Origin of the sequence: Streptomyces sp. NPDC058052 (assembly GCF_042885515.1) — a bacterium.
In the GTDB taxonomy this organism is placed as follows: domain Bacteria; phylum Actinomycetota; class Actinomycetes; order Streptomycetales; family Streptomycetaceae; genus Streptomyces.
The window spans coordinates 1-25110 of record NZ_JBHVRX010000008.1 but is presented as its reverse complement, the minus strand read 5'-3'; the positions used below and the strand labels follow the sequence as shown (position 1 = coordinate 25110).

The 25110-nt window shown below is 71.0% G+C and carries 28 protein-coding genes and 1 pseudogene; 10 read left to right on the top strand and 19 right to left on the bottom strand.

What is annotated here, in order from left to right; translation table 11 throughout:
• Positions 1-689 precede the first annotated feature (689 nt).
• From ACFVU3_RS13505 to ACFVU3_RS13470, 8 genes are all read right to left on the bottom strand, one after another.
• Complete coding sequence (locus ACFVU3_RS13505) at positions 690-1631, bottom strand: SigB/SigF/SigG family RNA polymerase sigma factor (protein ID WP_390066038.1); 942 nt, start codon at positions 1629-1631, stop codon at positions 690-692.
• A gap of 258 nt (positions 1632-1889) precedes the next feature.
• Positions 1890-2303, bottom strand: coding sequence for an STAS domain-containing protein (locus tag ACFVU3_RS13500; protein ID WP_390066037.1), 414 nt, complete (start codon positions 2301-2303; stop codon positions 1890-1892).
• Between the two features lie 109 nt (positions 2304-2412).
• Positions 2413-2793, bottom strand: a complete 381-nt coding sequence (locus tag ACFVU3_RS13495; protein ID WP_390066036.1) for a hypothetical protein — start codon at positions 2791-2793, stop codon at positions 2413-2415.
• A gap of 93 nt (positions 2794-2886) precedes the next feature.
• Positions 2887-3063 carry a hypothetical protein gene (locus ACFVU3_RS13490; protein WP_390066035.1) on the bottom strand — a complete coding sequence of 59 codons (177 nt, stop codon included), beginning with the start codon at positions 3061-3063 and terminating at the stop codon, positions 2887-2889.
• 124 nt (positions 3064-3187) lie between these two features.
• Entirely contained in the window at positions 3188-3367 is a 180-nt protein-coding gene (locus ACFVU3_RS13485; protein WP_390066034.1) for a hypothetical protein, read from the bottom strand.
• On the bottom strand, positions 3364-4365 hold the full coding sequence (locus tag ACFVU3_RS13480) for a PHP domain-containing protein (RefSeq protein WP_390066033.1): 1002 nt from the start codon (positions 4363-4365) through the stop codon (positions 3364-3366). Before ACFVU3_RS13480 ends, ACFVU3_RS13485 begins: the two co-directional genes overlap by 4 nt.
• Positions 4362-5255 carry an SDR family oxidoreductase gene (locus ACFVU3_RS13475; protein ID WP_390066032.1) on the bottom strand — a complete coding sequence of 298 codons (894 nt, stop codon included), beginning with the start codon at positions 5253-5255 and terminating at the stop codon, positions 4362-4364. The genes ACFVU3_RS13480 and ACFVU3_RS13475 overlap by 4 nt, the downstream gene beginning before the upstream one ends.
• A gap of 37 nt (positions 5256-5292) precedes the next feature.
• The gene (locus ACFVU3_RS13470) at positions 5293-5922 is read right to left on the bottom strand and encodes a flavodoxin family protein (protein ID WP_390066031.1); all 630 of its coding nucleotides are present in this window, start codon (positions 5920-5922) and stop codon (positions 5293-5295) included.
• Between the two features lie 401 nt (positions 5923-6323).
• Here ACFVU3_RS13470 and ACFVU3_RS13465 point away from each other — a divergent pair, with 401 nt between their 5' ends.
• The 3 genes from ACFVU3_RS13465 to ACFVU3_RS13455 all read left to right on the top strand — a co-directional run bounded on the left by ACFVU3_RS13465 (position 6324) and on the right by ACFVU3_RS13455 (position 8038).
• Entirely contained in the window at positions 6324-6800 is a 477-nt protein-coding gene (locus ACFVU3_RS13465) for a hemerythrin domain-containing protein (protein ID WP_390066030.1), read from the top strand.
• Between the two features lie 152 nt (positions 6801-6952).
• The gene (locus tag ACFVU3_RS13460; RefSeq protein WP_390066029.1) at positions 6953-7258 is read left to right on the top strand and encodes a hypothetical protein; all 306 of its coding nucleotides are present in this window, start codon (positions 6953-6955) and stop codon (positions 7256-7258) included.
• An 81-nt stretch (positions 7259-7339) separates the two neighbouring features.
• Entirely contained in the window at positions 7340-8038 is a 699-nt protein-coding gene (locus tag ACFVU3_RS13455; protein WP_390066028.1) for a DUF6766 family protein, read from the top strand.
• Between the two features lie 187 nt (positions 8039-8225).
• Here the strand turns inward: ACFVU3_RS13455 and ACFVU3_RS13450 are convergent, their stop codons facing one another.
• The 6 genes and pseudogenes from ACFVU3_RS13450 to ACFVU3_RS13425 form a co-directional block, all read right to left on the bottom strand.
• Complete coding sequence (locus ACFVU3_RS13450) at positions 8226-8543, bottom strand: hypothetical protein (RefSeq protein ID WP_390066027.1); 318 nt, start codon at positions 8541-8543, stop codon at positions 8226-8228.
• Positions 8540-8827 carry a hypothetical protein gene (locus ACFVU3_RS13445; protein WP_390066026.1) on the bottom strand — a complete coding sequence of 96 codons (288 nt, stop codon included), beginning with the start codon at positions 8825-8827 and terminating at the stop codon, positions 8540-8542. Before ACFVU3_RS13445 ends, ACFVU3_RS13450 begins: the two co-directional genes overlap by 4 nt.
• A gap of 362 nt (positions 8828-9189) precedes the next feature.
• Positions 9190-9473: pseudogene (locus tag ACFVU3_RS13440) on the bottom strand (SDR family NAD(P)-dependent oxidoreductase); the annotation flags it as partial.
• Between the two features lie 42 nt (positions 9474-9515).
• Positions 9516-9863, bottom strand: a complete 348-nt coding sequence (locus ACFVU3_RS13435) for a cyclophilin-like fold protein (protein WP_390066025.1) — start codon at positions 9861-9863, stop codon at positions 9516-9518.
• Between the two features lie 266 nt (positions 9864-10129).
• Complete coding sequence (locus ACFVU3_RS13430; protein ID WP_390066024.1) at positions 10130-10537, bottom strand: cupin domain-containing protein; 408 nt, start codon at positions 10535-10537, stop codon at positions 10130-10132.
• A gap of 26 nt (positions 10538-10563) precedes the next feature.
• Positions 10564-11580: a zinc-dependent alcohol dehydrogenase family protein gene (locus ACFVU3_RS13425; protein WP_390066023.1), complete on the bottom strand. Its 1017-nt coding sequence runs from the start codon at positions 11578-11580 to the stop codon at positions 10564-10566.
• 219 nt (positions 11581-11799) lie between these two features.
• On the opposite strand from ACFVU3_RS13425, the gene ACFVU3_RS13420 reads away from it, so the two are divergent.
• Complete coding sequence (locus ACFVU3_RS13420) at positions 11800-12687, top strand: helix-turn-helix transcriptional regulator (protein ID WP_390066022.1); 888 nt, start codon at positions 11800-11802, stop codon at positions 12685-12687.
• A 57-nt stretch (positions 12688-12744) separates the two neighbouring features.
• Here ACFVU3_RS13420 and ACFVU3_RS13415 read toward each other — a convergent pair whose 3' ends face one another.
• A complete protein-coding gene (locus ACFVU3_RS13415) occupies positions 12745-13641 on the bottom strand; it encodes a sucrase ferredoxin (RefSeq protein WP_390066021.1) in 897 nt (298 codons plus the stop codon).
• Positions 13642-13651: 10 nt separating this feature from the next.
• Positions 13652-14857: a cupin domain-containing protein gene (locus ACFVU3_RS13410; RefSeq protein ID WP_390066020.1), complete on the bottom strand. Its 1206-nt coding sequence runs from the start codon at positions 14855-14857 to the stop codon at positions 13652-13654.
• Positions 14858-14874: 17 nt separating this feature from the next.
• On the opposite strand from ACFVU3_RS13410, the gene ACFVU3_RS13405 reads away from it, so the two are divergent.
• Positions 14875-15195: a hypothetical protein gene (locus ACFVU3_RS13405; RefSeq protein WP_390066019.1), complete on the top strand. Its 321-nt coding sequence runs from the start codon at positions 14875-14877 to the stop codon at positions 15193-15195.
• Between the two features lie 179 nt (positions 15196-15374).
• Here the strand turns inward: ACFVU3_RS13405 and ACFVU3_RS13400 are convergent, their stop codons facing one another.
• The gene (locus ACFVU3_RS13400; RefSeq protein WP_390066018.1) at positions 15375-16961 is read right to left on the bottom strand and encodes a phytoene desaturase family protein; all 1587 of its coding nucleotides are present in this window, start codon (positions 16959-16961) and stop codon (positions 15375-15377) included.
• Positions 16954-17406, bottom strand: coding sequence for an SRPBCC family protein (locus tag ACFVU3_RS13395; protein ID WP_390066017.1), 453 nt, complete (start codon positions 17404-17406; stop codon positions 16954-16956). Before ACFVU3_RS13395 ends, ACFVU3_RS13400 begins: the two co-directional genes overlap by 8 nt.
• 392 nt (positions 17407-17798) lie before the next feature.
• Between ACFVU3_RS13395 and ACFVU3_RS13390 the strand changes: the two genes are divergently transcribed.
• The 5 genes from ACFVU3_RS13390 to ACFVU3_RS13370 all read left to right on the top strand — a co-directional run bounded on the left by ACFVU3_RS13390 (position 17799) and on the right by ACFVU3_RS13370 (position 24169).
• Entirely contained in the window at positions 17799-18752 is a 954-nt protein-coding gene (locus tag ACFVU3_RS13390) for an SDR family oxidoreductase (protein WP_390066016.1), read from the top strand.
• Between the two features lie 317 nt (positions 18753-19069).
• Positions 19070-20536 (top strand): aminotransferase class I/II-fold pyridoxal phosphate-dependent enzyme, encoded by a 1467-nt coding sequence (locus tag ACFVU3_RS13385; RefSeq protein WP_390066015.1) that lies wholly within the window; start codon positions 19070-19072, stop codon positions 20534-20536.
• Positions 20537-20719: 183 nt separating this feature from the next.
• On the top strand, positions 20720-21904 hold the full coding sequence (locus tag ACFVU3_RS13380; RefSeq protein WP_390066014.1) for a zinc-dependent alcohol dehydrogenase: 1185 nt from the start codon (positions 20720-20722) through the stop codon (positions 21902-21904).
• Positions 21905-21997: 93 nt separating this feature from the next.
• Positions 21998-22687 (top strand): HemK2/MTQ2 family protein methyltransferase, encoded by a 690-nt coding sequence (locus ACFVU3_RS13375; protein WP_390066013.1) that lies wholly within the window; start codon positions 21998-22000, stop codon positions 22685-22687.
• Between the two features lie 387 nt (positions 22688-23074).
• On the top strand, positions 23075-24169 hold the full coding sequence (locus ACFVU3_RS13370; protein WP_390066012.1) for a glutamate--cysteine ligase: 1095 nt from the start codon (positions 23075-23077) through the stop codon (positions 24167-24169).
• Between the two features lie 225 nt (positions 24170-24394).
• On the opposite strand, the gene ACFVU3_RS13365 is transcribed toward ACFVU3_RS13370, so the two are convergent.
• The gene (locus ACFVU3_RS13365) at positions 24395-24562 is read right to left on the bottom strand and encodes a hypothetical protein (protein ID WP_390066011.1); all 168 of its coding nucleotides are present in this window, start codon (positions 24560-24562) and stop codon (positions 24395-24397) included.
• Positions 24563-25110: the final 548 nt, after the last annotated feature.

Genomic DNA, 25110 nt, shown 5'->3' with positions numbered 1-25110 from the left:
GAGCCGCACCGTCGAACGACCCGGATCGCCGCACCCTGGTGCGGCGTCCGCCCCTGCCCGAGAAAGCCGCCGCCATGACCACCCCCGCCCCTTATCAGCCCTCTCCGAAGAACCTGCGGCCGGAGATGACCCCGAGCGATCAGGCGGGCCTCTGCGCCGTCTGCCGCGCCCGGTGTCACAGGTACGGCGCGGGAGGCTGCCCCCTGTGTCAGGACTGCCAGTCCAAGGCACCCGCCATGCAGTTCACCCACCGGTCGACGGCGCTCGTGGCGGTGTGACCGGGCAGATACCGCTCGCGGGCGATCTGCCGCAGCTGTGGCCCCTCGCCCGGTTCGCCGACATCCTCGGCGCCGCCGCTCCGGCCCGGATCGCGGGGATAGAGGCCCGGCAGGCGGCGATGCGGCCCCGGCGACCCTGCCCGCAGGGCCGGCCTGGGGGCTGGGCCATCTGGGCGAACGCGGCTGTTCGGTCCCCGACCGGGCCCGCCTCGGCGACTGCGGCATGGCTGCCAGACACACCGAACATCTCACCCGGGTCTGGCGCGCGGCGTTCTTGTGGCGGGGGAGATGGCCGCGTTCCCGTACAGCCGGCCGGACGCGGAACGCGGGCTCCAGGGGTGGGGTGGCGGCCGGACGCAGCCTGCCGGGCCCCCGTCGGCCGGCACTGGCTGCCTCTGCTGTGGTTCCTGGTCACTTTTCGGGGTCGGCGGGTGTGTCTTCTGTCTTCTGGTCGGTGAGCATGCCGTCGTGGAGGGTGGTGAGGATGCCGGCGAGCAGGCGGGAGACGTGCATCTGGGAGAGGCCGAGGCGGCGGCCGATCTCGGCCTGGGTGAGTTCTTCGCCGAAGCGCAGTTCGATGATCTTCCGGTCGCGTTCGTCGAGCTGTTCTAGCAGGGGGCGTAGTGACTGGAGGTCGTCGATCAGTCCGTAGGCGGGGTCCTCGACCGCGGTGTGGCTGCCGTGGGTGCCCTGTAGGGCGTGTTCGTCGTCTTCGGTGCCGTCGATGGGGGCGTCGAGGGAGTGTGCGGTGTATCCGTTCGCGGCGAGCTGTCCCTGCGCCACGCCCTCTTCGGTGAGGTGCAGGTGTTCGGCGAGTGCGGCTCTGCTGGGCCGGTGGCCGTCGCGCTGTTCCATGGTGTCGGAGGCTTTGGCGAGGTCGAGGCGCAGTTCCTGGAGGCGGCGGGGGACGTGGACGGCCCAGCCGGTGTCACGGAAGAAGCGTTTCATCTCGCCGACGACCGTCGGCAGGGCGTAGGCGGAGAACTCGATGCCCCGGGACGGGTCGAAGCGGTCGATGGCCTTGATCAGGCCGATCGTGCCGACCTGGATGATGTCCTCGGCGGGTTCGGGCCGGCCGCGGAAGCGGCGGGCCGCGAACTTCACCAGACTGAGGTTCAGCTCGATCAGTGTGTTGCGGACGTAGGCGTACTCAGGTGTTCCTTCTTCCAGCTGGCCGAGGCGGTGGAACAGCCCGACCGACAGCGTGCAGGCGTCATCGGTGCTCGCAGCGGTGGGGCGGGCCGTTTCCGGCAGACCGTCCAGCGCCCGCCTGCGAGTCGCGGCCCCCGTGTCGCCGGCCGACGTGTCCCGCAAGGCGGCAGCCGGCCTCAGGGTCGTGATCGCATGCGTCATGGCGAACTCCTCTAACGGTGGGCGGCCTGGAAGGGCCTCGCATGAAGGGGGGTCTCTTTCATGCAGCCTGTCCGTCGAACATCAGGATGGGCACATGCCCGCTCGAGGGCAGTGCATGCGTCATATGACCGACGAGATCCCCCGGCCGGCCCTCACGCTTGCTGGGGCGGCCGAAAGAACTCGACCTGGCATGGGCGGGCGAGGCGTCGCGCCCCAGATCACGGCAGAAGGGGCCAGGAACTTGTCCGGCTGTCCGGTTCAGGTCAGGTCGGCGTGGTCGCGGTCGGGTGCGAGGGTGAGGACTCTGTCGGTGCCGGTCACCTCGAAGAGCCGCCGGATCTGGCCGGTGAAGGGCCCGACGAGGAGAAGGTCCTCATGATCGTGATGCGCTTGCAGGAGGGCGCTGAGGAACGAGGAGTCTCCGAAGGTCACACCTGAGAGGTCGAGGGCGATGCGTGCGGCGCCCGCCGCGTAGGCGTCATCGAGCGCCGCACGGAGACAGGGCAGCGTGTCCCGGTCGAACTCGCCGCGCACATCCAACAGCCACACGCCGGCCGGCGCGGAGAGGTCGCGTGTCACCAGTGCGACGCCCCGGGACTTGTAGCTATGAGGCCCAGTCGCCACGAAGCCCTGCGGGATCCCGTCCTCGGAAAACCCCTGGCTCTTCGCCATACTCAGATCGCCTGGTTCCACCAGCGGCTGACTCGGCACACGCCTCCCTCCCATTGTGCGCCTGTCTTCCCGCCCCGGCGGGAGCATCGGACCGATGGCAACCCCGACGTCACCTGGTGTCGATCCGGACCCGCACGGTGACGCCGAGGGGCGAGGTGCTGCTGACCGTCAGCTCCCGTGCGAGCCGCGTCACCAGCTCCCACCAGAACACGCACCGCCCGGTTCCGGTCAGAGCCGGAACCGAAGACGGCAGACCACTGACCAGGATGTCGAAACCGCCGGAGGTGAGCACCAGCTCCAGCACACATGCACCGCCGGCATGGGAGACCAGCTCACTGGCGACCAGAGCCGCATCACCCTCTGACCTCTGGCTCACCGCATGACCGATGAGCAGGGCATCCCCCGCCAGCCCGTGCACCTCATGCCGGGCCTGCGCCGCGGCACCGGGCCCACCGGAGAACCAGCGCTGCCGTCGTACCCACACATCCACAGGCAGCACCTCCTCGGCCCGCACTTCAGCCCGCGACCACCCTGCCGCGTCTCAGGAGGGACAGCCTCACCTGCGGCGCTGCGCACGCAGTCGTCAGCGGCTTTCGCCACCGTCACGCAGTCGTGCCTCGCGCAGAGCGGATCGCTCCGCTTCTGCCTGCTCTCGCATCTGGCGTCCTCGCCGGCTTCGTACCGGGTCCTGCAGCGCCTTGCCGTCGGACTCCTTCACCATGCCGCGCATACGCTTCAGCACGGCGCTGACCTTGCTCATGCGATGACTCCTCGCCGTCGGTGAACCGGGTAGAGGCTTGCAACAGCCCCGACTCTGCCGCTGCCCGCAGCGGCGCTGCCCAAGCACTCCCGGCAGCCTCCACTCCGACGTAGGTGGTGGGACATCACACGCCGATCTGCCGGCGCTGCGGGAGGGAGGGCGCAGGCGGTGGTGGTGAGCCGGCTCGTGTGAGCCCGCGGGCGCCCGGACGGCTCGCGACGTGGTCGAGGATGCTGACCAGCCGGCTGTCCGGCAGGGGCCAGACGCTGGTGAGGATGAGGCGGCGGGGGAGGGGGTGGTTCATCGTCGGCTGCTTCTGCTGCTCAGCAGCCGACCGAGCGGCCAGGTCGTGATCAGGCGATCGGCTCCCAGGCCGGCCCGGGCGGCGCGGGCGTAGCCCGTACTCTGCCAGTACAACTGCTCGGGGGCGTGGGCGTCGGTGTCCACCGCGAAGCGGCAGCCTGCGGCGGCGGCCTGTTCGAGCAGGTCGTCCGGCGGGTCGCGCCGTTCGGGCCTGCAGTTGATCTCCACCGCCGTACCGGCGTCCGCGCACGCGGCGAACACGGTCTGGGCGTCGAAGCGGGATTCCGGGCGGCCCCTGCCGGTGATGATCCGACCCGTGCAGTGCCCCAGAACGTCGACGTGCGGGTTGCGCACCGCGGCCACCATACGGGCGGTCATGGGGCCGGGTTCCGAACGAAGTGCGGAGTGGACGGACGCCACGACGATGTCGAGCCGGCCGAGGAGGTCTTCGTCCTGGTCGAGCGAGCCGTCCTCAAGGATGTCGCATTCGATGCCGGTGAGCAGCCGGAAACCCGGGCCCATCCTGGAATTCACGGCGGCCACGGCCTCCACTTGGCTCTTCAGCCTCCCGGCGCTCAGCCCATGGGCGATCGTCAGCCGCGGCGAGTGATCCGTCAGCACGGCCCACTGGTGGCCCAGGGCACGGCCCTCTGCGGCCATCTCTTCGATCGGACTGCCGCCGTCCGACCAGTCGGAGTGCAGATGGCAGTCCCCGGTACTCGCGGAAACGAGGTCCCACCCGGCGCGGGCGCCCGGATCGGCTTCGGACCGGAGACGGGCGAGATAGTCAGGAACCGCCCCCGTCGACGCCTGGGCGATCACCTGAGCGGTGACCGGCCCCACTCCGCGCAGTAGCCCGGCCCGCTCGGCGTCCACCGGTCCCGGCGGCATGCCGCGGACGGCGTCGGCCGCCGTGTGGAAGGCCCGTACCCGGTAGGGGGACGCCCCGCGCCATTCGAGGAGGAAGGCGATCCGGCGCAGCGCCTCGTCAGGGGTCACGGCAGTGGTGTTCCGCCGGTGGCGTTGACGATCTCGCCGGTGATGTAGGAGGCGCGGTCGGAGGCGAGGAACACGTACGCGGGTGCCATCTCGGCCGGCTGAGCGGGACGGCCCAGGGGCGACTGCGCGCCGAAGCTCGTCGGGTCGGGCATCGTGGCCGGAATCAGCGGTGTCCAGACCGGGCCGGGGGCCACGGCATTGGCCCGGACACCCCGACTGGCGAGCATCTGGGCGAGGCCGTGGGTGAAGGAGACGATCGCGGACTTGGTCATCGCGTAGTCGAGGAGGTGCGGACTGGGCTGATAGCCCTGCACGGACGCCGTGTTGATCACGGAGCCGCCGCGCGGCAGGTGGGCCAGCGCGGCCTTGGTGAGCCAGAACATCCCGTACAGATTGGTCTTCATGACCCGGTCGAACTGCTCGGTGGTGATCGCCGCGATGCCGTCCGGCTGGGCCATCTGGTACGCGGCGTTGTTGACGAGCAGGTCGAGGCCGCCCAGCTCGCCGACCGTCCTGTCGACGAGGGCGGTGCACTCGTTCTCGTGCCGGATGTCGCAGGCGACGGCGACCGCTGTGCGGCCGGCCTCGCGGACCAGGCGGGCGGTCTCGTCGGCGTCCCCGGACTCCTCGGGCAAGTGGGTGAAGACGACATCGGCTCCCTCCCGGGCGAAGGCGAGACAGACGGCCCGGCCGATCCCGGAGTCCCCTCCGGTGACCAGCGCCTTCCGGCCACGCAACAGATCGTGTCCCCGATAGCTGTCCTCGCCGTGGTCGGGGCGGGGATCCATCGCCTCGGTCCAGCCAGGATGCTCCTGGTCCTGCCCGGGGAACGGGGGCCGGGGGTGCAGCTTCACCGGATCGATGAGGCGGCTCTCTTCGGGGGAGGTCATCGTGGTCTCCTTCCGGCTCGGTCGGGTGCGGCGGAGGTCAAGAAGAGGGCGGGTAGGCCGATGTCTTGAGGCGGCGCGCCAGGTGCGTGGTGTTCGCGGCGAGTGTCCTGGTCGTCGCGGCGGTCTTCTCGGGGGTCGTGTCGAGGTCCTGGTAGTCGGTGCCCTGCATGGCTTCGCCGACCCAGTAGGTGACGGCGTTCGGCGCGAGGGAGAATCCGACGTCGCTGAGGCCCTGGAAGAGCTCGGCGCTGACATGGTGGGCACCGTCCTCGTTCCCGACGACGCACACGGCAGCCACCTTGCCGTAGGTGAGCAGGCGGCCCTCGTCGTCGCTCTCGCCGAGTTCGGCGTCGAGGCGTTCAAGGACACGCTGGGCGAGGCTGGAAGGGTGGCCGAGCCAGATGGGTGTGGACAGGACCAGGATGTCGCAGCCCAGGATCGTGTCGCGGATCCCCGGCCAGGCGTCACCGTTTCCCATGTCGACCTCGACGCCCGGCTTGACGTCGTGGTCGGCGATCCGGATCACCTGGCCGGTCACACCATGACCGGCCAGGGCGGCCAGGGTCTGCTCGGCCAGCAGTTGTGAGCTGGACTTCTTCGGGGACGGGGAGAGCGTGCAGACCAACGCGACGGCGCGCAAGGGCATGGTTTCCGTGGTGGTGTCCATGGTGATCCGCTACCCCGACGGTCATGCCGTATCCCGCCTTGTCACGCCGACATACGCCGATCGAGGGGATCGGAAGTCGAAGAGACGTTCCGCCGCCGGTAACGCGCCCTCCCTGGCATCGCCACCCCATGACCGATCGAAGGCCGGGCGGTCGACAGCCGGGACGACGTTGCGCAGTCCGCTGTGGAGCCTGCCGCCGCTGCCGCACGCATCGACAGCACCCGCCGAGATCAGCATCTCGCCGCGTCGAAGGGCGCCCAGTCTTGCGAAGCCGGGGTTGGGCCGGGTGGGCGGTCCCGGGAGTGTCACGAGGGCCAGGAGCATCACCGAGCGCATTCCGGACTGATGGTGGGGTGTCCCTTACGGATCCGGCACCTGCAGGCCCAGGCGGAGGAGATTTCATGGATGCCATCGTGCTGCTGCGCGAGGACCACAAAACGGTGGAGAAGCTGTTCAAGCGGTTCGAGAAGACCGGGGACGACGATCTCACCGAGCGCAGGACGATCGCCGACCAGGTCGTCGAAGAGCTGACCGTGCATGCCTGGATCGAGGAGGAGGTCTTCTATCCGGCCGCCCGTGAAGCAGCGCCCGACACCACCGACCACATTCTCGAGAGCATCGAGGAGCACCATGCCGTCGTATGGATGCTCTCCGAACTCAAGGACATGGATCCCTCCGACGAACGCTTCAAGGCCAAGATGAGCGTCCTGATGGAGAACGTCCGCCACCACGTCGAGGAAGAGGAGAAGGAATGGTTCCCCGACGTCCGCAAGGCCATGGGGCGCAACCTGCTGACCGATCTCGGCGAGCAGCTTGAGGCGGAGAAGGGAAAGGCGCCGCGTGACCCGCTTGCCGTGCCCAGCGCGGCCGACAAGTGACACGGCATCTTCGCCTCGTGCCGTGGCCCGCTGTCCAGGGAAGGAAGCCGTCCTGGGCTCCTCCTCTCACAGCCGTCGCCGTGGCGGCCGCGGTCCTGGTGTGCGGCTGCGGAGCGCCCGCCGGCCGCGTGGACGGGGCCAGGCACGCTGGCGTGGCTTTCGAAGAGGCACTCGCCGAAGGGGACTACGCACAGGCGTGCACGCTGTTGGCGCCCCAAACCCGCGAGGAACTCGAGGGCACCGAGAACATGTCGTGCAGTGCTGCTCTCGAAGGCCAGGATCTCCCCGCCGGCGGCGGAGCGCCCGGCCCCACCCAGGTGTACGGGAGGCAGGCGCTGCTGCGGCTTCCGGACGACACCCTGTTCCTGTCGCAGTTCGCCGATGGCTGGAAAGTCACTGCGGCAGGGTGCCGGCCGCAGGCCGGGGAGCCTTACCGATGCATGGTGAAGGGCGGCTGACGTGCGCCTCGTGTTCGTAGCCTGTCTGGTGATGATCCTTGGCGGGCTGAGCTACTTCACCATGATCGGGGCGATGTACCGGTGAACAGGCGGAGCGAATCCCGTAAAGGAATCTTCTGGCGGGACAACAGCCTCACACTCGCCTTCGGCGGCGCGTTCCTCCTGGTCCTCGCCGGCCAGGCAGTCGCCGGACGGGCCGGCTACAACGAGGACCTCGCCGTCGACGGGATGCAGCAGCTGACGATCGGCGAGTACCTGATGTCGTCGGACTTCGCCGTCGACGTCACTGAGAACTGGCAGTCGGAGTTCCTCCAGTTCTTCCTCTACATCTTCGGCACGGTCTGGCTCCTCCAGCGTGGCTCGCCCGAGTCCAAGGAACTCCACAAGGCGGGAACCGAAAGTGATGAGGAGCAGCGTATCGGCGACCACGTCCGGGCCGACTCACCCCGGTGGGCGGGCACGAAGGATTGGCGGCAGCGCCTGTACTCACGCTCTCTCGGCACCGCGATGGCCTTGCTGTTCGTCCTGTCCTGGCTCGCGCAGTCGATCGCCGGAACAGCCGCATACAACGAGCAGCAGCTGCGCGAGCTCCTGCCACCGGTGTCCTGGAGCGACTATCTCGTCTCCGCCGATTTCTGGGACCGTTCACTGCAGAACTGGCAGTCGGAACTGCTGGCCGTGGCCGCCATGGCCATCCTGTCCGTGTATTTGCGTCAGCGAGGCTCCCCGGAATCCAAGCCGGTGGGCGCTGCGCACACCTCCACGGGGGTCGAGGGGTAGGCGGACGGGACGATCCCGTGTGCTGTTCGTCGGGGCAGTGGGTGAGACGGGCGCTGTCTCGCCGGTGACGCAGGTCGCCTGAGGTGAGGTGGGGTCCACGCGGGCCGGTGGCGACAGCGACGCCGCGGACGCCCCGTTCGTCGAGCAGCTGGGTCGAAGCGGTTGGGGATCCGCCTCGATCCGGCTGTCACCAGGGCGGACGGGCTGCCGACCGCATCCGGCTCACGAGGAGGACGCCGTCGGAGGAGGTTATGGTGTGGAACCCCGCGTCCAGGAAAAGCGCGGCCAGGGCGTGGTCCAGCGCGGTGCGTATCCCTGGGATGGTGGCGCGGGTGTGGACGGCCGGGTCGGAGGCGTGGGCGAGGATCGTCGGCCGGATGAGCGCGTCGGCGCTCCAGGAGACGAGCACGCCGTCCGCGCGCTCCTGGACGGCGAGGCCGCTGCCCGGGCCGAAGCCACCGTCGGCGAGGACGGTCTCGACCTCGTGCGCCAGCCCGCCGGTCATGACGCACCCGCCCTGGTGCGGCCGCGAGCCCGCGCACCGGGCGGCGGGCCCGCGGCGAGGCCGAGGGGAAGCGAGAGCGTTTCGCACAGGCGCCGGAGCCGGGCCAGGACGCTGAGCGCGGCGGACGTCGGCGGGCCGGGCGTGAGGTGCACAAGCACGCGGTCCGGCCGGTGGCCGAGGACGAGGGCCTGCATGGTGCGGACGGCGGCCGCTCGGTCGGGGACGGCGAGATCGGCCGCGAGGCTCAGCGAGAGGGTTCCGTCCACGAAGGCGACGGTGGGCATGGCGGACAACTTTCCACCAGCCAGACCAGGCGGACGACGCAAGGGATATGTGTGGTCTCTGAGTCGCGGGGGCCGGGAAGGCCGGACGTCGGGGCATACGGGGCGGGCAGGGCCGCCATCGGCGTATCGACGACCTGAGCCAGGGAGAGAATTCCCCGGCTGTGCGGCTGGCGGAGATCCAACCCTCCACATTGGGATGCGGTACGGACCCGTACGGTCCACCGGCCTTCGGGCACTTCCTACGCTACGCCTCTACCCGCTGATCGGCGCAGCAGTCACGCGCCTGCCGCGCTCCGTGCACGATCGCCCGACCACCGCCTGCCGGCCTCTCGCCGCGTCGCTCGCGGGCTTCCGCGACGGCCGCCGGCGTTGTTGTGGGCCATGTCGAGCCGTCCGAAGGTCTCCACCGTGTGGGCGACGGCCGCGGCGATCTGGTCCTCGTCGGACACGTCGCAGACCAGGGCGCGCGCCCGGTGGCCAACAGCGGTGAGGCCCTTCACGGCGGTGGTGACGGTCTCCCCGTCGATGTCGGCGAGGCCCAGGCGGCGCCCGCTTCGGCGAAGGCGCGGGCGGCGGCCAGCCCCATGCCGGAGGAGGCGCCGGTGACGAAAGCGGCCTGGCCGGAGAAGTCGTAGGTGGGATTCACGCCGTTGTCGTCCCGTCGGGCGGTCAAGGCGGGGAGGGAGAGTCAGGAGGCTGATTCGATGGTGATGCGGCCGGCTCGGCCGAGCCGGGCGGCGCCGACGTCGAGGTGGCCGAGGACGAGCAGGTCGGCGGAAGCGGAAGGCCCGTCCTGGTGGAAGAGCGCCAGGTTGCCCCAGGGGGCGTAGTAGGCCATGTCGCCGGTCCTGGCCGCGGTCGGTTCGGGGGAGCTCGAGGTGTCCAGCTTGCGCGGCAGGCCGGCGACCCGTTCGACGCCATGGAAGTCCTTCAGATCCAGTGCGAGCGGGAGCAGTTCGGCGAAGTCGCGTGCGGCGGGGCTGTCGTTCAAGGTGGCCTCGACCGGATTGCCGTCGAGGGTGACGCGGATGTCCATGAGGGTGCTCCTGCCGGAGGCCGGCGAAGGGGAGGCGGGACCACGGCGCGGCGCGGTGGTCGCCAGCACCTCCTGCCGCCCGGAAGCAGGTGACGAGACGGACGTCGTGGAGGCGGTCGGCCCCGCTTCTCGCCGGTCGCTGGAGCACGTGGTCGCGGCGAGCAGGAGAGCGACCGCGGAAGCGATACAGGCCGGACCGCGAAGGTCTGTGGAGTGCATCGAGGGGACCTCCGGGTCAGACGTGTACGAGAGGGCCGGGCGTGAGGTCAGACGGCCGGGGCGGCGGCGTACTCGGCATCGGTGACGGGCGTCAGCCAGTGCACGACGGCATGGTCGGCGTCGCCCTCGTTGATGGCCAGGTGGACCATCAGCCGGTTAGGGGCTGCGCCGTGCCAGTGCTCCTCGTCGGCCTCGAACAGGACGCGGTCGCCTGGCCGGATGATCTCCACCGGTCCGCCGCGACGCTGGCACAGGCCGACGCCTTCGGTGACGAAGACGGTCTGCCCCAGGGAATGCCGGTGCCAGTGGGTGCGGGCGCCCGGCATGAAGTGCACCAGGTTCGCGGTGACCCTGGAAGGGGCGGGCGCGGCGGCGACGGCGTCGATGTAGACGTCGCCGGTGAACCAGTCGGCCGGCCCCTTGACGGTGTCGGTCGAGCCGCGGGTGATCTGCATGATCGCTCCTTCGGACGGGGGACGGGTCAGGGGATGAGGAGGGTCTTGATGGCGCGGCGTTCGTCCATGGCCTTGTAGCCCTCTGCCACCTCCGCGAGGGGGAGGGTGAGGTCGAAGACCTGGCCCGGGTCGATGCGGCGGGTCAGGACGCGGTCGATGAGATCGGGGAGGTAGCGGCGGACGGGGGCGGGGCCGCCGCGCAGCCCGACGTGGGAGAAGAACAGCTCTTGCCCGTCGACCGCGACGTCGTGGGGGACGCCGACGAAGCCGACGCTGCCGCCGGGGCGGGCAGAGTGCAGGGCCTGGCTCATGGCCTGGGCTGTGCCGACGCATTCCAGGACGGAGTCGGCGCCGATCCCGCCGGTCAGCTCCTTGATCCGGGCCGCGCCCTCCTCACCGCGTTCGGTGACGATGTCGGTCGCGCCGAAGGCCAGGGCGAGCTTCTGCCGGGACTCGTGGCGGGACATGGCGATGATCCGTTCCGCGCCCATCTCCTTCGCCGCGATCACGCCGCACAGGCCGACCGCGCCGTCGCCCACGACGACCGCGGCAGAGCCGGGCCTCACCCCGGCCGCCTCCGCGGCCCACCAGCCGGTGCCCATCACGTCGGAGACGGCCAGCAGCCCGGGCCAGAACTCCTCGCCGGGGACCTCGTCGGTGGCGACCAGGGTGCCCTGGGCGTTCGGGATACGGACGTACTCGGCCTGGCAGGTCGACATGAACTCGCGGTGCAGACAGTTCGACGGATAGCCGTTCCGGCAGTTCGCGCAGGAGTTGTCCGAGGTGGCGAACGAGCCGACGACGAACTGCCCGGGCCGCAGGGAAGTGACCTCGCTGCCCACTTCTTCCACGAAGCCGACGTACTCGTGGCCCATCGGGTGCGGCTCGCCGATCGGCTCCGCGCCCCGGTAGGGCCACAGGTCCGAGCCGCAGACACAGGTGACGGCTGTCCGGATGATCGCGTCGGTGGGCTTGAGGATCGTCGGGTCGTCCAGGGTCTCGAAGCGGACATCGCCGGGGGCGTGGATCACTGCTCCGCGCATGAGAGGGGTTCCTTCGCGTGCCGTGGCGGGCAGCCGCCGGAGATCCGCGGCCGTCTGCCGAGTACAGGTGCAGGTACAGGTGCGCATCCGTCGTGACAGCAAGGCGGACAGCACCACGCCGTCCAGACAAGCCGCTCCCGTCGCCCGCAGCGAGACACCCTCAAGGGGTGTACTGCCAGTGCATCCCTGCGGCCGTACCCGGGACGTACCGTCGAGGGTGTGGACAACCAGGCAGAGGTCCGCGAGTTCCTCACCTCGCGGCGCGCGAAGATCACCCCCGAGCGAGCCGGCCTGCCCGCCGGCACCCGTCGGCGCGTGCCGGGCCTGCGCCGCAGCGAGGTCGCGACGCTGGCCGACGTGAGCGTCGAGTACTACGCCAAGCTGGAGCGCGGCCACCTTGCCGGCGTCTCACCGGCTGTCCTGGAGGCCGTCGCCCGCGCTCTGCAGCTCGACGACGCCGAGCGCGCCCATCTGCTCCGCCTGGCACAGACAGCCGACGGCTCCGACTCACTCGCCCGGCCCCGCCGCCGCGCCACGCGGCGCTGGAAGCCGCATCCGAGCCTCCAGTGGACGCTGGACGCGATCACCGAGGGGCCGGCGTTCGTCCGCAACGGCCGCATGGACCTCCTCGCCGCCAACCGGCTCGCCCATGCCTTCTACGCCGACGTCTACGCCGACCCCCACAACCAGGAGAACCTGGCCCGCTTCACCTTCCTCAGCCCCGACGCCCGCCGGTTCTACCCCGACTGGGACCAGGCCGCCGACATCACCGTCGCCATCCTGCGCACCGAAGCAGGCCGCGACCCCCACGACAAGGACCTCCACGACCTCGTCGGCGAGCTCTCCACCCGCAGCGACGCCTTCCGCACCCGCTGGGGCGCCCACGACGTCCGCCATCACGGCACCGGCTTCAAGCGCTACCACCATGCGGCCGTCGGTGAACTCACTCTCGCCTACCAAGGGCTTGAGATGGCCGCCGAACCCGGCCTCACCCTCACCATTTACACCGCCGAGCCCGCCTCCCCCTCCGAGCAGGGCCTACGCCTTCTCGCCTCCTGGGGCGCGACTCGGCAAACCCCCACACCCGCACCGCACGCCGGCGACTGAGGGGTGGGCGTTCCTGCGGAAGGCGCGAGGAGAACGCCATGAGAGGCAGGGGGGCGATCAGGCGACGTGAAGCGAGGTGACCTCGTAGTACACCGCCGAGCTGGGTGACAGGGCGCGGCAGGTCAGCTGGTGCGCACGTGCCCGCTGGGCGTGGACCTCGACCTCGAAGGTCGACAGTCCGGCGAGCCGGCCGGTGACACGGACCCGCCAGCGGTCGTCGTCCCTGACCGTCCGCTCGATGAAGTAGTCGTGCCGACCCGATGGACCGGCGTGGTGGAGAACAGCGGACAGGGCCGCCTGCTGGGGCGGGGTGAGGCCCGTGTAGCCGCGCAGGTGGTCCGGGTGGATGCGGTCCGACAGATGTTCCTCCACCACCCTCACCGCCGAGAGGGCGTCGAGGTTGCCGTAGTAGACACCGTCGGGTGCGACGACGACGTTGGCGGCGAACCGGTCACCTCCCACGTGCGTGCACTCCCAGACCAGTTGAGGCCATCCCTCACTCAGCGCGCGGGCCACCGGACGGCCGCGGAGAGCGCAGCAGGTGTCGTGCAGGCCGTGGGTACAGACGAGGAGGACGGGCGGACGCCCCCGCTCCCCAGGCGCGTCCAGGGCGGTGACGATTCCCGCCAAGTCGCTGTCGTCGTCCCAGGCTCCCCAATGCTGACTGTGGCTTCCGCCCTCCTCGTAGCGGAGAACGGCCCATCGCGGTTGTTCGTCCGGACGAGCGCGGCCGGGTCGCCTGATCAGCACCACGCGGGCACGCATCGCCCGTGCGGCGGAGTTCACCCGTGCCTTGATGCCGGGATCGAGATCGAGTCCGTCGAAACCGTTGAACGGCCAGCCGCCCCGGTACTCGATCAGGATCCAGACCGAACCGTACGGAGCTGTGCCCGCGATCGGATCCCCGCGCAGGCGCGCGGCATCGGAGCAGAGGAACCGTGCCGGAGTCGTCATCGGGCCGGTCTCACGACCCGGCGGGGACGAGGACGCCCGCGCGGAGCAGCCGTTCGACGAAGGGAAGACCCAGTGTGCCGGCAGGGTGAGTGCCGCCGCCGAGGATCTGCAGCGTCGAGGGGATGTCCGCCTCCGTGAGGTCGAGCCACCCGGCGCGGGTGATGAGACGACGACCCTCCAGCCTCGCCTCCAGCGCCTCCCGGAGCCGTACCGGCGAGTCGGGGGCGAGGTTGGCGACGGCTCTGAGCTGCGCCAGGGGCCCCATGGGCGCGGGGCGCGCCTGGCCGCGGCGGTCGCGGTGGAAGAGGGGAGCGGGATCGGCCTCGGCGAGCGCGGCGACGAGACGTCGGCGCACGAAGTCGACTTCGTCGCCCGGACCGTCCACGCCCAGGGCCAGGGACTCGCGCATCTCCACATCCTCCCGCAGCAACGAAAGGGCGGACTCGGCGAGTTGTTGCGCCAGCGCGTGCCGCGTCCAGGTGTGGATGCCGAGCGTCAGATGGATCGACACCGTGCCCAGCGCCTCGGCGGCGTGCAGCCAGCCGCGCGGCAGATAGAGGACGTCGCCGGGTTCGAGCACGGTGTCGATGCGCGCCTCGCTCCGTGCTGCTTCGGCGACTGCGGCGCGGTGAGCGGTCCAGGGCTGGTCGCGCAGCGGCGCCGGGTGCACGGGCTCGTGGACCATCCAGCGCTTGGTCCCGGTGACCTGCAGAACGAAGACGTCGTGGACGTCGTAATGGTCGTCGAAGCCGCGGTTCTGCGGTGGGGTGACGTAGGCATTCGCCTGGACGGGATGGCCGAGTTCCGTGCCGAGCCGCGCCACGAAGTCCGTGATCGGCTGCCAGGTGCGCTGCAGTGCCTGCAGGACCAGGGTGCTGCCGTCGGCGAGACTCCGCCACAGCGCGGTGTCGTCCAACTGGTCCGGCACCGAAGCGCCCACTCCTCCCGGCGAGGTGAACGAGGACTCCGGGGCGGTGGAGCCGCCCTTGGCGACGCGGAGGAACGGCGTGCGCAGCCCGCGTCGGGAGACCAGCTCGTCCACAGCGGATGCTGAGAAGAGGTCGGAGAAGTCACCGCTTCCGCGGGTGATCAGCGGGGCGCGCCCCCACACGCTCACAGCGAACTCCTCGCGGCTGAGGCCGATCAGCCGAGTCTCCAGGACACCGCTCTCGGCATCCGAGGCCGTGCCCTGAAGCGTCCTCGACACGGTGCTCAATCGCCGTCGCCAGCCTCTTGGGCGCCGCTGTCGGCGCCGCTGTCCGCGCCTCCGTCCGCGCCGCCATCCGAGCCTCCGTCGGCACCGCTGTCCGCTCCTCCGTCGGCGCCTCCGTCCGCGCCGCCATCAGCGCCACCGTCCGCGCCGCTGTCCGCTCCTCCGTCCGCGCCGCCATCCGCGCCGCTGTCCGCGCCAGCGTCCGCGCCGCCGTCCGCTCCTCCGTCCGCGCCGCCGTCCGCTCCTCCGTCGTGGACGTCAGGCGTGCCGTCGGCGCCGCCGTCCTCCGGACCTTCCTGCCGCTTCGGGTCCTGCTCGGGGTGCGCCATGTCTCCTCCTGAGGACAAGCACGATCGGCGAGGGGTCGGTCCCTTTCGGACCTCCTCTCCAAGCTCACCCACATGGGTGGCAGCGGCAACCGGAACGACGGACCCAGCGGCTGAAGAGCGGGGTGCCGCGAGCCTGCCATGGCGGCTTGCGCCGCTCTCGCGGGACCTACCCGAGTGAGTACGGAGGGCCGTCACCGTCGAGCGCGGTGGAGGGTCGCGCGTACGGTGCGGGGGAGCAGCGCGGCTCGGGCCGCGTTGGCACCCGGCGCTCCATGGACGCCGCCACCCGGGTGGGCGGCGGCGGAGGCCAGATAGAGGTGCTTGACCGGCGTCGCCGGCCGACCGGTGCCGGGTGTGGGCCGGAAGACCGTCTGCTGGTGGAGAGCCGTGGTGCCGTTGTTGATGGCGCCGCCGTGGAGGTTCTCGTCCATGGCCTGGAGGGTCGGAGGGGCGAGGACACGGCGTGCCGCGATCAAGGAGCGGAAGCCGGGTGCGAGGCGTTCGACCTGGCTCTCGACCCGGTCGGCCATCGCTTCCTGTTCTCCGGGGTCCCACCGGCCGGTGATGCCGTCGGGACCCGCGTCCGCGGTGACGCGCTGGGGGAGGTGGGTGTAGGCCCACGCCGATTCCGTTCCGGCGGGTGACCGGGTGGGGTCCGCGGTGGTCATCTGACCGAAGAGGACGAACGGCTCGTCGGGGACGAGCCCTCTGGCGATCTGAGCGGCGAAGCGGGTCAGGCCGTCCACCCCGTCGGAGAGGTGAACGGTGCCGGCGCCGACGGCTCCGGACACGACCCACGGCACGGGGCCCGTCAGCGCCCAGTCGACCTTGAAAGTCGCGAAGTCCCACTGGAAGTGTTCCAGGTCACGCAGGAGACGAGCCGGAAGGTGCTGCTCGCCGACGAGCTCCCGGTAGAGGACGGGCGCCGAGGTGTCGGCCAGTACGGCCCGACGCGCGTCGACCGTTTCCCCGCCCGCCGTTCCCACGCCCACGGCCGTGCCGCCGCGGATGACGACGGACGTGACGCGCTGCCCGCACCGCAGGACTCCGCCTCGGCGCCGGAGGCGGCTCACGAGCGCCGCCGTGAGCGCTCCGGCTCCGCCTACGGGGACGGGGAACCCGTGGCTCTGGCCGAGCATCGACATCAGCCAGCCGAAGCCGCCGCTGCCCGCCGCCTCGGGAGCCAGGTCGGCGTGGAGGGCGTTGCCCGCGAGCAGGAGCCTGCCGCCTTCCCCCGCGAACTCCTCCTCGCCCAGACGCCGCACAGGCAGGGCCATGCTCCGGGCGAGCCGCAGCCCCTCGGCACCCCGCAGCCTCGCGGCCAGCCGCAGTCCCGCGCGGACTGGCGGGAATGGCGTGAACAGGGCTCGCAGGAGGTCCGGTTCCAGCCGCCTCCACGTCCGGTACAGAGCCTCCCAGGAGGGCCCGTCGCCGGCGGCGAACCGCGCCAGCCCGGCACATGTGTCCTCCACATGGCGTTCGAGTACGGCGCACCGCCCGTCCGGCAGCGGGTGCGCCAGCACGCTCGGGGCGTGGCTCCAGCGCAGGCCCTCGGCGGCGAGGTCGAGCCCGGCCAGGACGGGCGAGGCGGCGGCGAGGGGGTAGAAGGCGCTGAAGAGGTCGGAGACGTAGTCGGTGTGCACTCCATGGTCGCTCCGCACGGCCCCGCCGGGCTCCTCCTGGGCTTCGAGGACCTCCACGCTCCATCCCGCGTCGACGAGCAGGTTCGCGGCCACCAGTCCGTTGGGGCCGGCACCGATCACCACCGCGTCAGGCACGGAACACCTCCTCGGACCGTCGTTCCACCACCGTGGCCAGACGAGCCAGCATGCCCCGGTGCCTGAGCTGGAGAGCGGCCTCGCTCACCGGGTTGTGCAGGGTTCCGCCGAGGCCGCGCAGCGGGTGCTCGTCGCAGACGACGAGCGTCTCTTCACCCCACGGCCTGAGCTGGAGGAAGATCCTCGCCGTGCCGAGGGACTTGAACGCTGCTTCCAGTTCCAGCTCCCTGCCGGCCTCCTGGTGGCGGACGGTCGTCACACCCTCGACCGTCCAGGGGCCCAGCCGGATCGTGTAGCGCAGCCGGGAGCCTGGTGAGGGCCAGCTGTCGTCGAGCGGGACGGACTCCGACGGACCGGCCACCCACTCTCCGTAGCGGGCCGGATCGGCGAGCACGGCCCACACCGAGAGCGGCGGACGTCGGACGAGCTGATGTCGGACGGCCACGGGGGATCCCTCCTAGCGGAACGACGGGTGCTGCCCCCGTACGGCCCGGGCCGCGTACGGCACGGCGCCGCCCCGGGCAGCCACGAGAAGAGGCCGCCCTCGGGGTGGAGGGCCCTTTCCGGACTCACCGGACGACCGGAGTCTGGCCGGCCGCACGGAACACGTCCTCACCGGAGTGACGACACGGTCGTGGTGCGCCTACCCCCATGGACATGCTTCACGCGGTCAGGACCGGACGCGCTCGTCGCCCGCGCTGTCGTGAGCCGAGGACCGGTCGCGCCCTGTCCGGGCCGCGTGTTCCCGTCCGCGGGCGACCGCCGAGGAGGAGCATCCTGGAAGGGGGACCCCGACCCCCGCGGGCGTTCGGCACCGCCGCGGCCGGGCCGACCCGAATGAGCGGGAGGCGCCACGTGAGGACACAGAGCCAGGGCCGGCCCCTCCAGGACCGCACCGTCGTGGTGACCGGGGCGGCGAGAGGACTGGGAGCGGCGCTGGCCCGGTCCCTCGGCGAGCGGGGTGCGCGCCTGGCCCTCCTGGGTCTGGAGAGAAGACGCCTGGAAGAGGTGGCCGCAGCGTCACGTGCCGAGGCGGCCACCTGGGAGGTCGACGTGACCGACGATGTGGCCATGGCCGACACGGCCCGGGAGGTTCGCTCCCGATTCGGGCCGGTGTCCGTCGTGGTGGGCAACGCCGGCGTCGCCCAAGGGGGCATGTTCGCCGACACCGACCCGTACGTGTGGCGTCGCGTCGTCGAGGTCAACCTCGTGGGCAGTGCGGTCACGGCACGGTCCTTCCTGCCCGACCTCCTCCACACCCACGGCTACTACCTGCAAGTGGCCTCCCTGGCGGCCCTGGGAGCCACCCCGCTCATGAGCGCCTACTGCGCCTCCAAAGCAGGCGTCGAGTCCTTCGCCCAGTCCTTGCGCGCGGAACTCTCGCCTCGCGGCGTGATGGTCGGGATCGGCTACCTCAACTGGATCGACACCGATATGGTCCGCGATGCGGACCGTCATGCAGTGCTGCGTGAACTGCGCGCCCATATGCCGCCGCCTGCCCGGAGGGTGTCCACCGCGGCACGGGTCGCGGACCGGCTGGCCGCCGCCGTGGTCCGGCGTGAGACGACCGTCTACGTGCCGGCGTGGCTCCGTGCGGTCCAACCCGTGCGGGCTTGTGTCCCCCTGGTGGTCACGCGATACGCCCGCGCCCGGTTGCCGCGCCTGGAACGGGAGCTGCGTTTCGAGGCGACCGGTCTGCTCGGTGCGGGGGGCCGCGCCGACGAGCTTCGCGACAGCGTGGGGAAGCCGGGCCCCGCGGTCCGGGGGGACGCAGGTCTACGGGGCGGGTAGCCGCGCGCGGCATGCCTGCCGCGGAAGAGGCCGGGCCTTCCCGCGAGGCCCGCCAAGACTCCGTACGAGCCACCCCGATCGGCCGGAACGGGTCGAGGGGACGCACACCGCGGGGAGAGGCGTGACGCACGCGCTCGGGGAGGATGACGCACGTCACGGCCCCGCGACCCGCGGCGCAGTGAAAGAAGCGGTACGTCGCCTCCTCGCCCGAAGCGGCCGGCAAGAGCAGACCGGCCCGGCCCGTCAGCGCCACGCACCTCCCACCGAATCACGCCGAATGTCCGTTTTCGTGATCGGTTCCGGGGCAGGTGCGCGCTATGGACCAGTCGAAGGCACCCGTTCTCGATGCATTGGCGGAGTACCACCGCGAGGGCCAGACACCGTTCACACCCCCCGGCCACAAACAGGGACGGGGTGCCGACCCCAGGGTGCGGGCCGTGCTCGGCGATGCGACGTTCTGGTCCGATGTCCTCGCCACCAGCGGTCTGGACGACCGCACGTCTTCCCAGGGCGTGGTGCAGGAGGCCCAAGCCCTGATGGCCGAGGCCGTCGGTGCGGACCACGCCTTCTTCTCGACCTGCGGCAGTTCCCTCTCGGTGAAGTCGGCGATGCTGTCCGTCGCGGGGCCGCACGAGAAGCTGCTGGTGGGCCGCGACGCCCACAAGTCCGTGGTGTCGGGTCTGATCCTCTCGGGGATCGAGCCCGCCTGGGTGGACCCCCAATGGGACGCGGAGCGTCACCTGGCCCACCCGCCGGCGGCCGAGGCGTTCGAGGCGGCGTTCGCCGATCACCCCGACGCTCGGGGCGCGCTGGTGACGACACCCACCCCCTACGGCACCTGTTCGGACCTGGCCGCGATCGCGGAGGTATGTCACCGGCGGGGCCGGCCGCTCATCGTCGACGAAGCATGGGGGGCCCACCTGCCGTTCCACCCCGACCTCCCCACCTGGGCCATGGACGCCGGGGCCGACGTGTGCGTCACGTCCGTCCACAAAATGGGCTCAGCCCTGGAGCAGAGCTCCGTGTTCCACCTTCAGGGCCACCTGGTCCGGCCCGAGGTGCTCAGGAGCCGCGAGGACCTGCTGGGCACCACCAGCCCCAACGTGCTCATGTACGCCGCTCTGGACGGCTGGCGCCGGCAGATGGTCGAACACGGTGAGACCCTGTACGACCACGCGTTGACCCTCGCCCGTCAGACCCGGGCACGCGTCTCGCGGATCGGCGGTATCCGCGTGAACGACCGCGACGACTTCTGCGGGCCAGGCCGGGCGGCCGACATGGACCCCCTCCAGATCATCATCGACCTCAGCGCGTGGAAGATCACCGGCTACCGCGCCGCCGACTGGCTGCGTGCGAACCGCCGGATCAACCTCCACATCGCCGACCACCGCCGCCTCACCGCACAGTTCACCCACGCCGACGACGCCGACACCGCGGAGGCACTCGTGGCGGGGCTGACGGACCTGTCCGGGCAGCGAGCGGGATTGCGCTCCGGCCGGCCCGTCGAGATCCCGCCGCCGTCGACGCTCCGGCTGGAGCAGGCGAGCCTTCCGCGGGACGCCTTCTTCGCCCGTACGGAGCAGGTCCCCTGGGAGAAGGCGGACGGCCGGGTCGCCGCCGAGATGCTGACCCCCTATCCGCCGGGCATCCCGGCAGTGGTGCCGGGGGAGCGCCTGAGCGGCGACGTCCTGCGTTACCTGCGGACCGGTGTGCGGGCGGGCATGGTCGTGCCGGACGCGGTCGACACCGAGGTCACGAGTGTCCGGGTGGTGCGCGATGAGTGATCCGGCGGAGCACGGGACGAAGGGGCGTGCAGAGATAGGTGGGCCGAAAGGCGGGCCCGGGCGCCCGAGCGGAGGTGAGCTCGGCCGGCGGGGCCGACGGCAACGGCGCGGCGGACGCGGACCAGCGACGGTGGGCCGTACACGGACGAGAGCGACGACACGCAGGGTCGATGAGGAGGCGTCATGAGGGCTCTCACCTGGCAGGGCAAGAGGGACGTGCGTGTGGACACCGTGCCCGATCCGGTGATCCGCGATGGCGATGACGTCATCGTCAGGATCACGACGACCGGGCTGTGCGGCTCCGACCTGCACCTCTACGAAGTCCTCGGGGCGTTCATCGATCCCGGCGACATCCTGGGGCACGAGCCCATGGGAGTCGTCGCGGAGGTGGGACCGGAGGTCACCGTTCTGAAGCCGGGGGACCGGGTGGTGATCCCGTTCAACATCTCGTGCGGGTCATGCTTCATGTGCGGCCATGGGCTGCACTCCCAGTGCGAGACGACGCAGGTACGGGAGCATGGCACAGGCGCCTCGCTCTTCGGGTACACGAAACTCTACGGCCAGGTCCCCGGCGGTCAGGCCGAGTACCTGCGCGTGCCGTTCGGCAACTCGCTGCCGATCCCTGTTCCCGACGGACCCTCCGACGACCGCTTCGTCTACCTTTCCGATGTCCTGCCCACGGCGTGGCAGGCGGTCGCGTACGCGGCCGTGCCCCAGGGAGGCAGCGTCGCGGTCCTCGGACTCGGGCCCATCGGCGACATGAGCTGCCGCGTCGCCGCTCACCGTGGAGCCGACACGGTCATCGGCATCGACCTCGTCCCCGAGCGGCTGGAAAGGGCACGTCGACGCGGCGTCCACGCCCTGGACCTGAAGGAGTGCGGCGACGACCTGCCCGAGGCCGTCCGTTCACTCACCGGTGGGCGTGGCCCTGATTCCGTCATCGACGCCGTGGGCATGGAGGCCCACGGCAGCCGCGTCGCCGAAGCCGCCCAGGGCCTGACCACCCTCCTGCCGGACGCGCTGGCCGCATCCCTGATGAAGCGCGCCGGAGTCGACCGGCTCGCGGCCCTCCAGACCGCCATCGACCTCGTCCGCCGCGGCGGCACCGTCTCGGTGTCCGGGGTGTACGGCGGCGCGGTCGATCCGCTGCCCCTGCTCACCATGTTCGACAAGCAACTGACGCTGCGGATGGGCCAGGCCAATGTGCTGCGCTGGGTCGACGACATCATCCCCCTGCTCACCGATGGGGACCCGCTGGGCGTCGACGGCTTCGCCACCCACCGCCTGCCGCTCGAACAGGCACCGGACGCGTACGCCATGTTCCAGAAGAAGCAGGACGGGGCCGTCAAGGTCCTCTTCCAACCCTGACACGAGGGCCACGCCCGCTGTAGCCCGGTGGGCCCGTAGCCACGAAAGCAGCCCGCACGCGAGCCGGATTCCAACCCGGAGATGAGGCAGGCGATGACCAGCACGGCTCTGACCTCGGGGACGCTCCCCGGCGGACTGGTCGCCCTCCCGAGCGTCTACCGGCCACAGGCAGACACGCGACTGCTCGCCGCGACCCTCGCTCAGGAGGAGGTCGGGCCCCTCACGGACGTCCTGGAGATCGGCACCGGAACCGGTGCGCTCGCCCTCCACGCCGCGCGCAGGGGCGCCGCCACGGTCACGGCGGTCGACGTCTCGTGGCTCGCGGTGGTGACAGCGAGGATGAACGCGCGGTTCCACCGGCTGCCCCTGCGCGTGCTGCACGGCGACTTCGCCGAGCGGACACGCGGGCGACGATTCGACCTGATCGTGACCAACCCTCCGTACGTTCCGGCTCCGAGCACCCGGTTGCCCCCGCGAGGCGCGGAGCGGGCCTGGGACGCGGGTCCCGACGGACGCCTCGTGATCGACCGGATCTGCGAGGCCGCTGCCGCCCTGCTTCGCCCTGGAGGCGTTCTCCTGATGGTGCACTCGGGCATGTGCGGGGCAGAGGCGACCGTCGACCGGCTGACCGGCGAGGGCCTGTCCGCCGGCATCGCCGCGCGCGCGACCGTGCCGTGGGGTCCGGTCCTGCGTTCGCGACGGGCCTGGCTGGAACGGAGGGGCCTGGCGGGCGCGGGCGAGAAGCGGGAGGAACTGGTGGTCATCCGTGCCCGCAACACCTGACGACACCCCGGCCCGGACGTCCGCACGCCGGGTGTAGGTGGACCTGCGGGTCCCAGTCACCGCTGCGGCTGCCTGCTGCCGCCGCGGGCGAGCCGGCGGTCCCATCGAGACAAGGAAGCCGCGGACCCGCATGTCTGGGTGGCGCGGCTCACCGGACAGGCCGAGGCATCCATGGCCCCCATCGAGTCCGACGAGTTCGGCTCGACGACCCGAACAAGCGCGTGGTCATGGGGCGGACTCTCGGTGTGCCGACCGCTGCCGGCCGCCTGAGCGGGCCCCGCCTTCGTGCCCGGCCTTTCACGCGGTCGCGGTGGGTTCCAGCTGTTCGACCGCGTGCGAGGGACATCGAGGACGGGTGATCATGAGGTGCCCGGGTAGGCGCAAGCTGTGATCACCGTGGGTGTGGAAGAGGAGTATCTGCTGGTGGACCCGGCGACAGCCGTCCCGGCCCCGGTGGTGACGGAGGTCCGCCGGGCGGCTGGTGTCGGTCCCTTCGCTGAGGGCGACGAGATCCAGGACGAGTTGTTGCAGGCTCAGATCGAGGTGGCCACGCCCGTGTGCTGGAGCCTCGACGAAGTGGGAGGCCATCTGCTGCGGCTGCGTCACGCGGTCGCCACCGCCGCCGAGGCGAACGGAGTCCGTGTGGCCGCGACGGGGGCGGCACCGTTGCGGGGCGGCCTGCCCGTACCCGTGACCCCCGCACCGCGCTACCTGAGGATGGAGGGAGAGGCTCGCCAACTGGTCGACGAGCAGTTGATCTGCGGAATGCACGTGCATGTTGGGGTCCCTGATCCGGAGACGGGCGTGGCGGTGCTGAACCGGATCCGGGGCTGGCTGCCCACCCTGCTGGCGATGTCCGCGAACTCGCCCGTGTGGGACCGCCGGGACACGGGGTACGCGAGCTGGCGCACCATCCTGTTCGGTCGCTGGCCTGTCAGTGGCCCGCCGCCCCACTTCGACGGCGTGTGCGACTACGAACAGCGTCTTGAGGAGTTGGTGGAGTCGGGGGTGATCGCTGACCGGGGGCAGGTCTACTGGCAGGCTCGGCTGTCCGACCGCTACCCCACGGTCGAGGTGCGTTGCCTCGACGTCCAGCTGAGCGCCGACGACGCGGTCATGTTCGCCGGGATCGTCCGGGGGCTGGTGGCCACGGCCATAGCGGAAGAGAAGGCCGGCATGCCACTTCCTGCGGTTGCGCCGGAGCTGACACAGGCCGCGAACTGGCACGCCGCTCGGCACGGTCTGAACGGGATTCTGCTGGATCCCGCAGGGCGCCCGCACCGCAGCGGCGACGTGCTGTACGCCCTCCTGCGACACATCACGTGCGCCCTGGGGGACGCGGGTGACCTTCGCGGAGTGAGCGGGCTCGTCCATCGGCTCCTTCGCCGCGGCACACCCGCCGAGCGCCAGCGTCGTGCCCTGCACGAGACAGGGTTGCCAGGGCTGATCGACCTGGTGACCGGCGTCAGCGGGTCCGAATGAGCCGCTCGGGCCTCCTGACGTTTCGGAGAGCCGGGCCGGGTCCGTCATGCCAGGAACGGTGGTTCATCGCAGCACCTCACCGCCGGGGACGTCAGGCGGAGGGCTTCGGTCGGCCGCCGTCCAGAGGGACGGCCGCACCACAGACGCGGAAGGGCTGGACGGTGTCCGTACGCCGCCGGCTTTCCGGCGGCGTACAGCCGGCTCCGACGGCCCGGTAGCCGTCGGTCAGTCCTCACCACGGACGATCTGGGGCTCCGGGTCGGCATTCTGCCCCGCGGAGTCCGCTGCCGGATCGACGTTCACCTCATCAAAGGCGGGGAGGCAGGTTCTGACCTGCCCGGTGACCGCCTCCTCCGTCTCCCCGGAGCAGGTGGAGCTGTCGACGGCGTTCACGGCCGTCACCTCCTGAGACTGGGTATCCGAACTGATGGTCGGATTGACTGTTGTTCGGCTACCCGCTCCGCGTGGCCCGACACGTTGCCCCACCGACAGCCGGGCCAGGACCGCGTCCACCCTGCCGGCGAGGCGTTTGCCGCGGGTGCCGTGACTGCTTCGGGCTGGAGTGGACCAAGCCGTTGTTCCGCCGAACAGCCGAAGCTCACTGCGGCACAAGCGGCGGCGCTTGACAGCGCTACGTGCGCGGGCGTCCCGCTCCGTCTCCATGGTCACTCCAGGTCAGCGGGGAGACGCCACCCGGTTCGAACCGGTCCTGGAGGAGATTCGTGTGTGCAGACCGGCTCCGGGCAAGCCCTCCAAGAAGCCCGACAGTCTTGCTGCCGGCAAGGCTTAGAGGTCCTAACAGAAGCTGTTGATCATGTGACTTTCGGTTCGGCTGGTCGTTGGTCCAGCCGTGGGGAAACGTCAGTCGCGGCCGTGGATCGTGTCGGATGAACTGTGGTCGCTGATCGAGCCGTTGCTGCCTGAGCCGGCGCCGAAGCGGG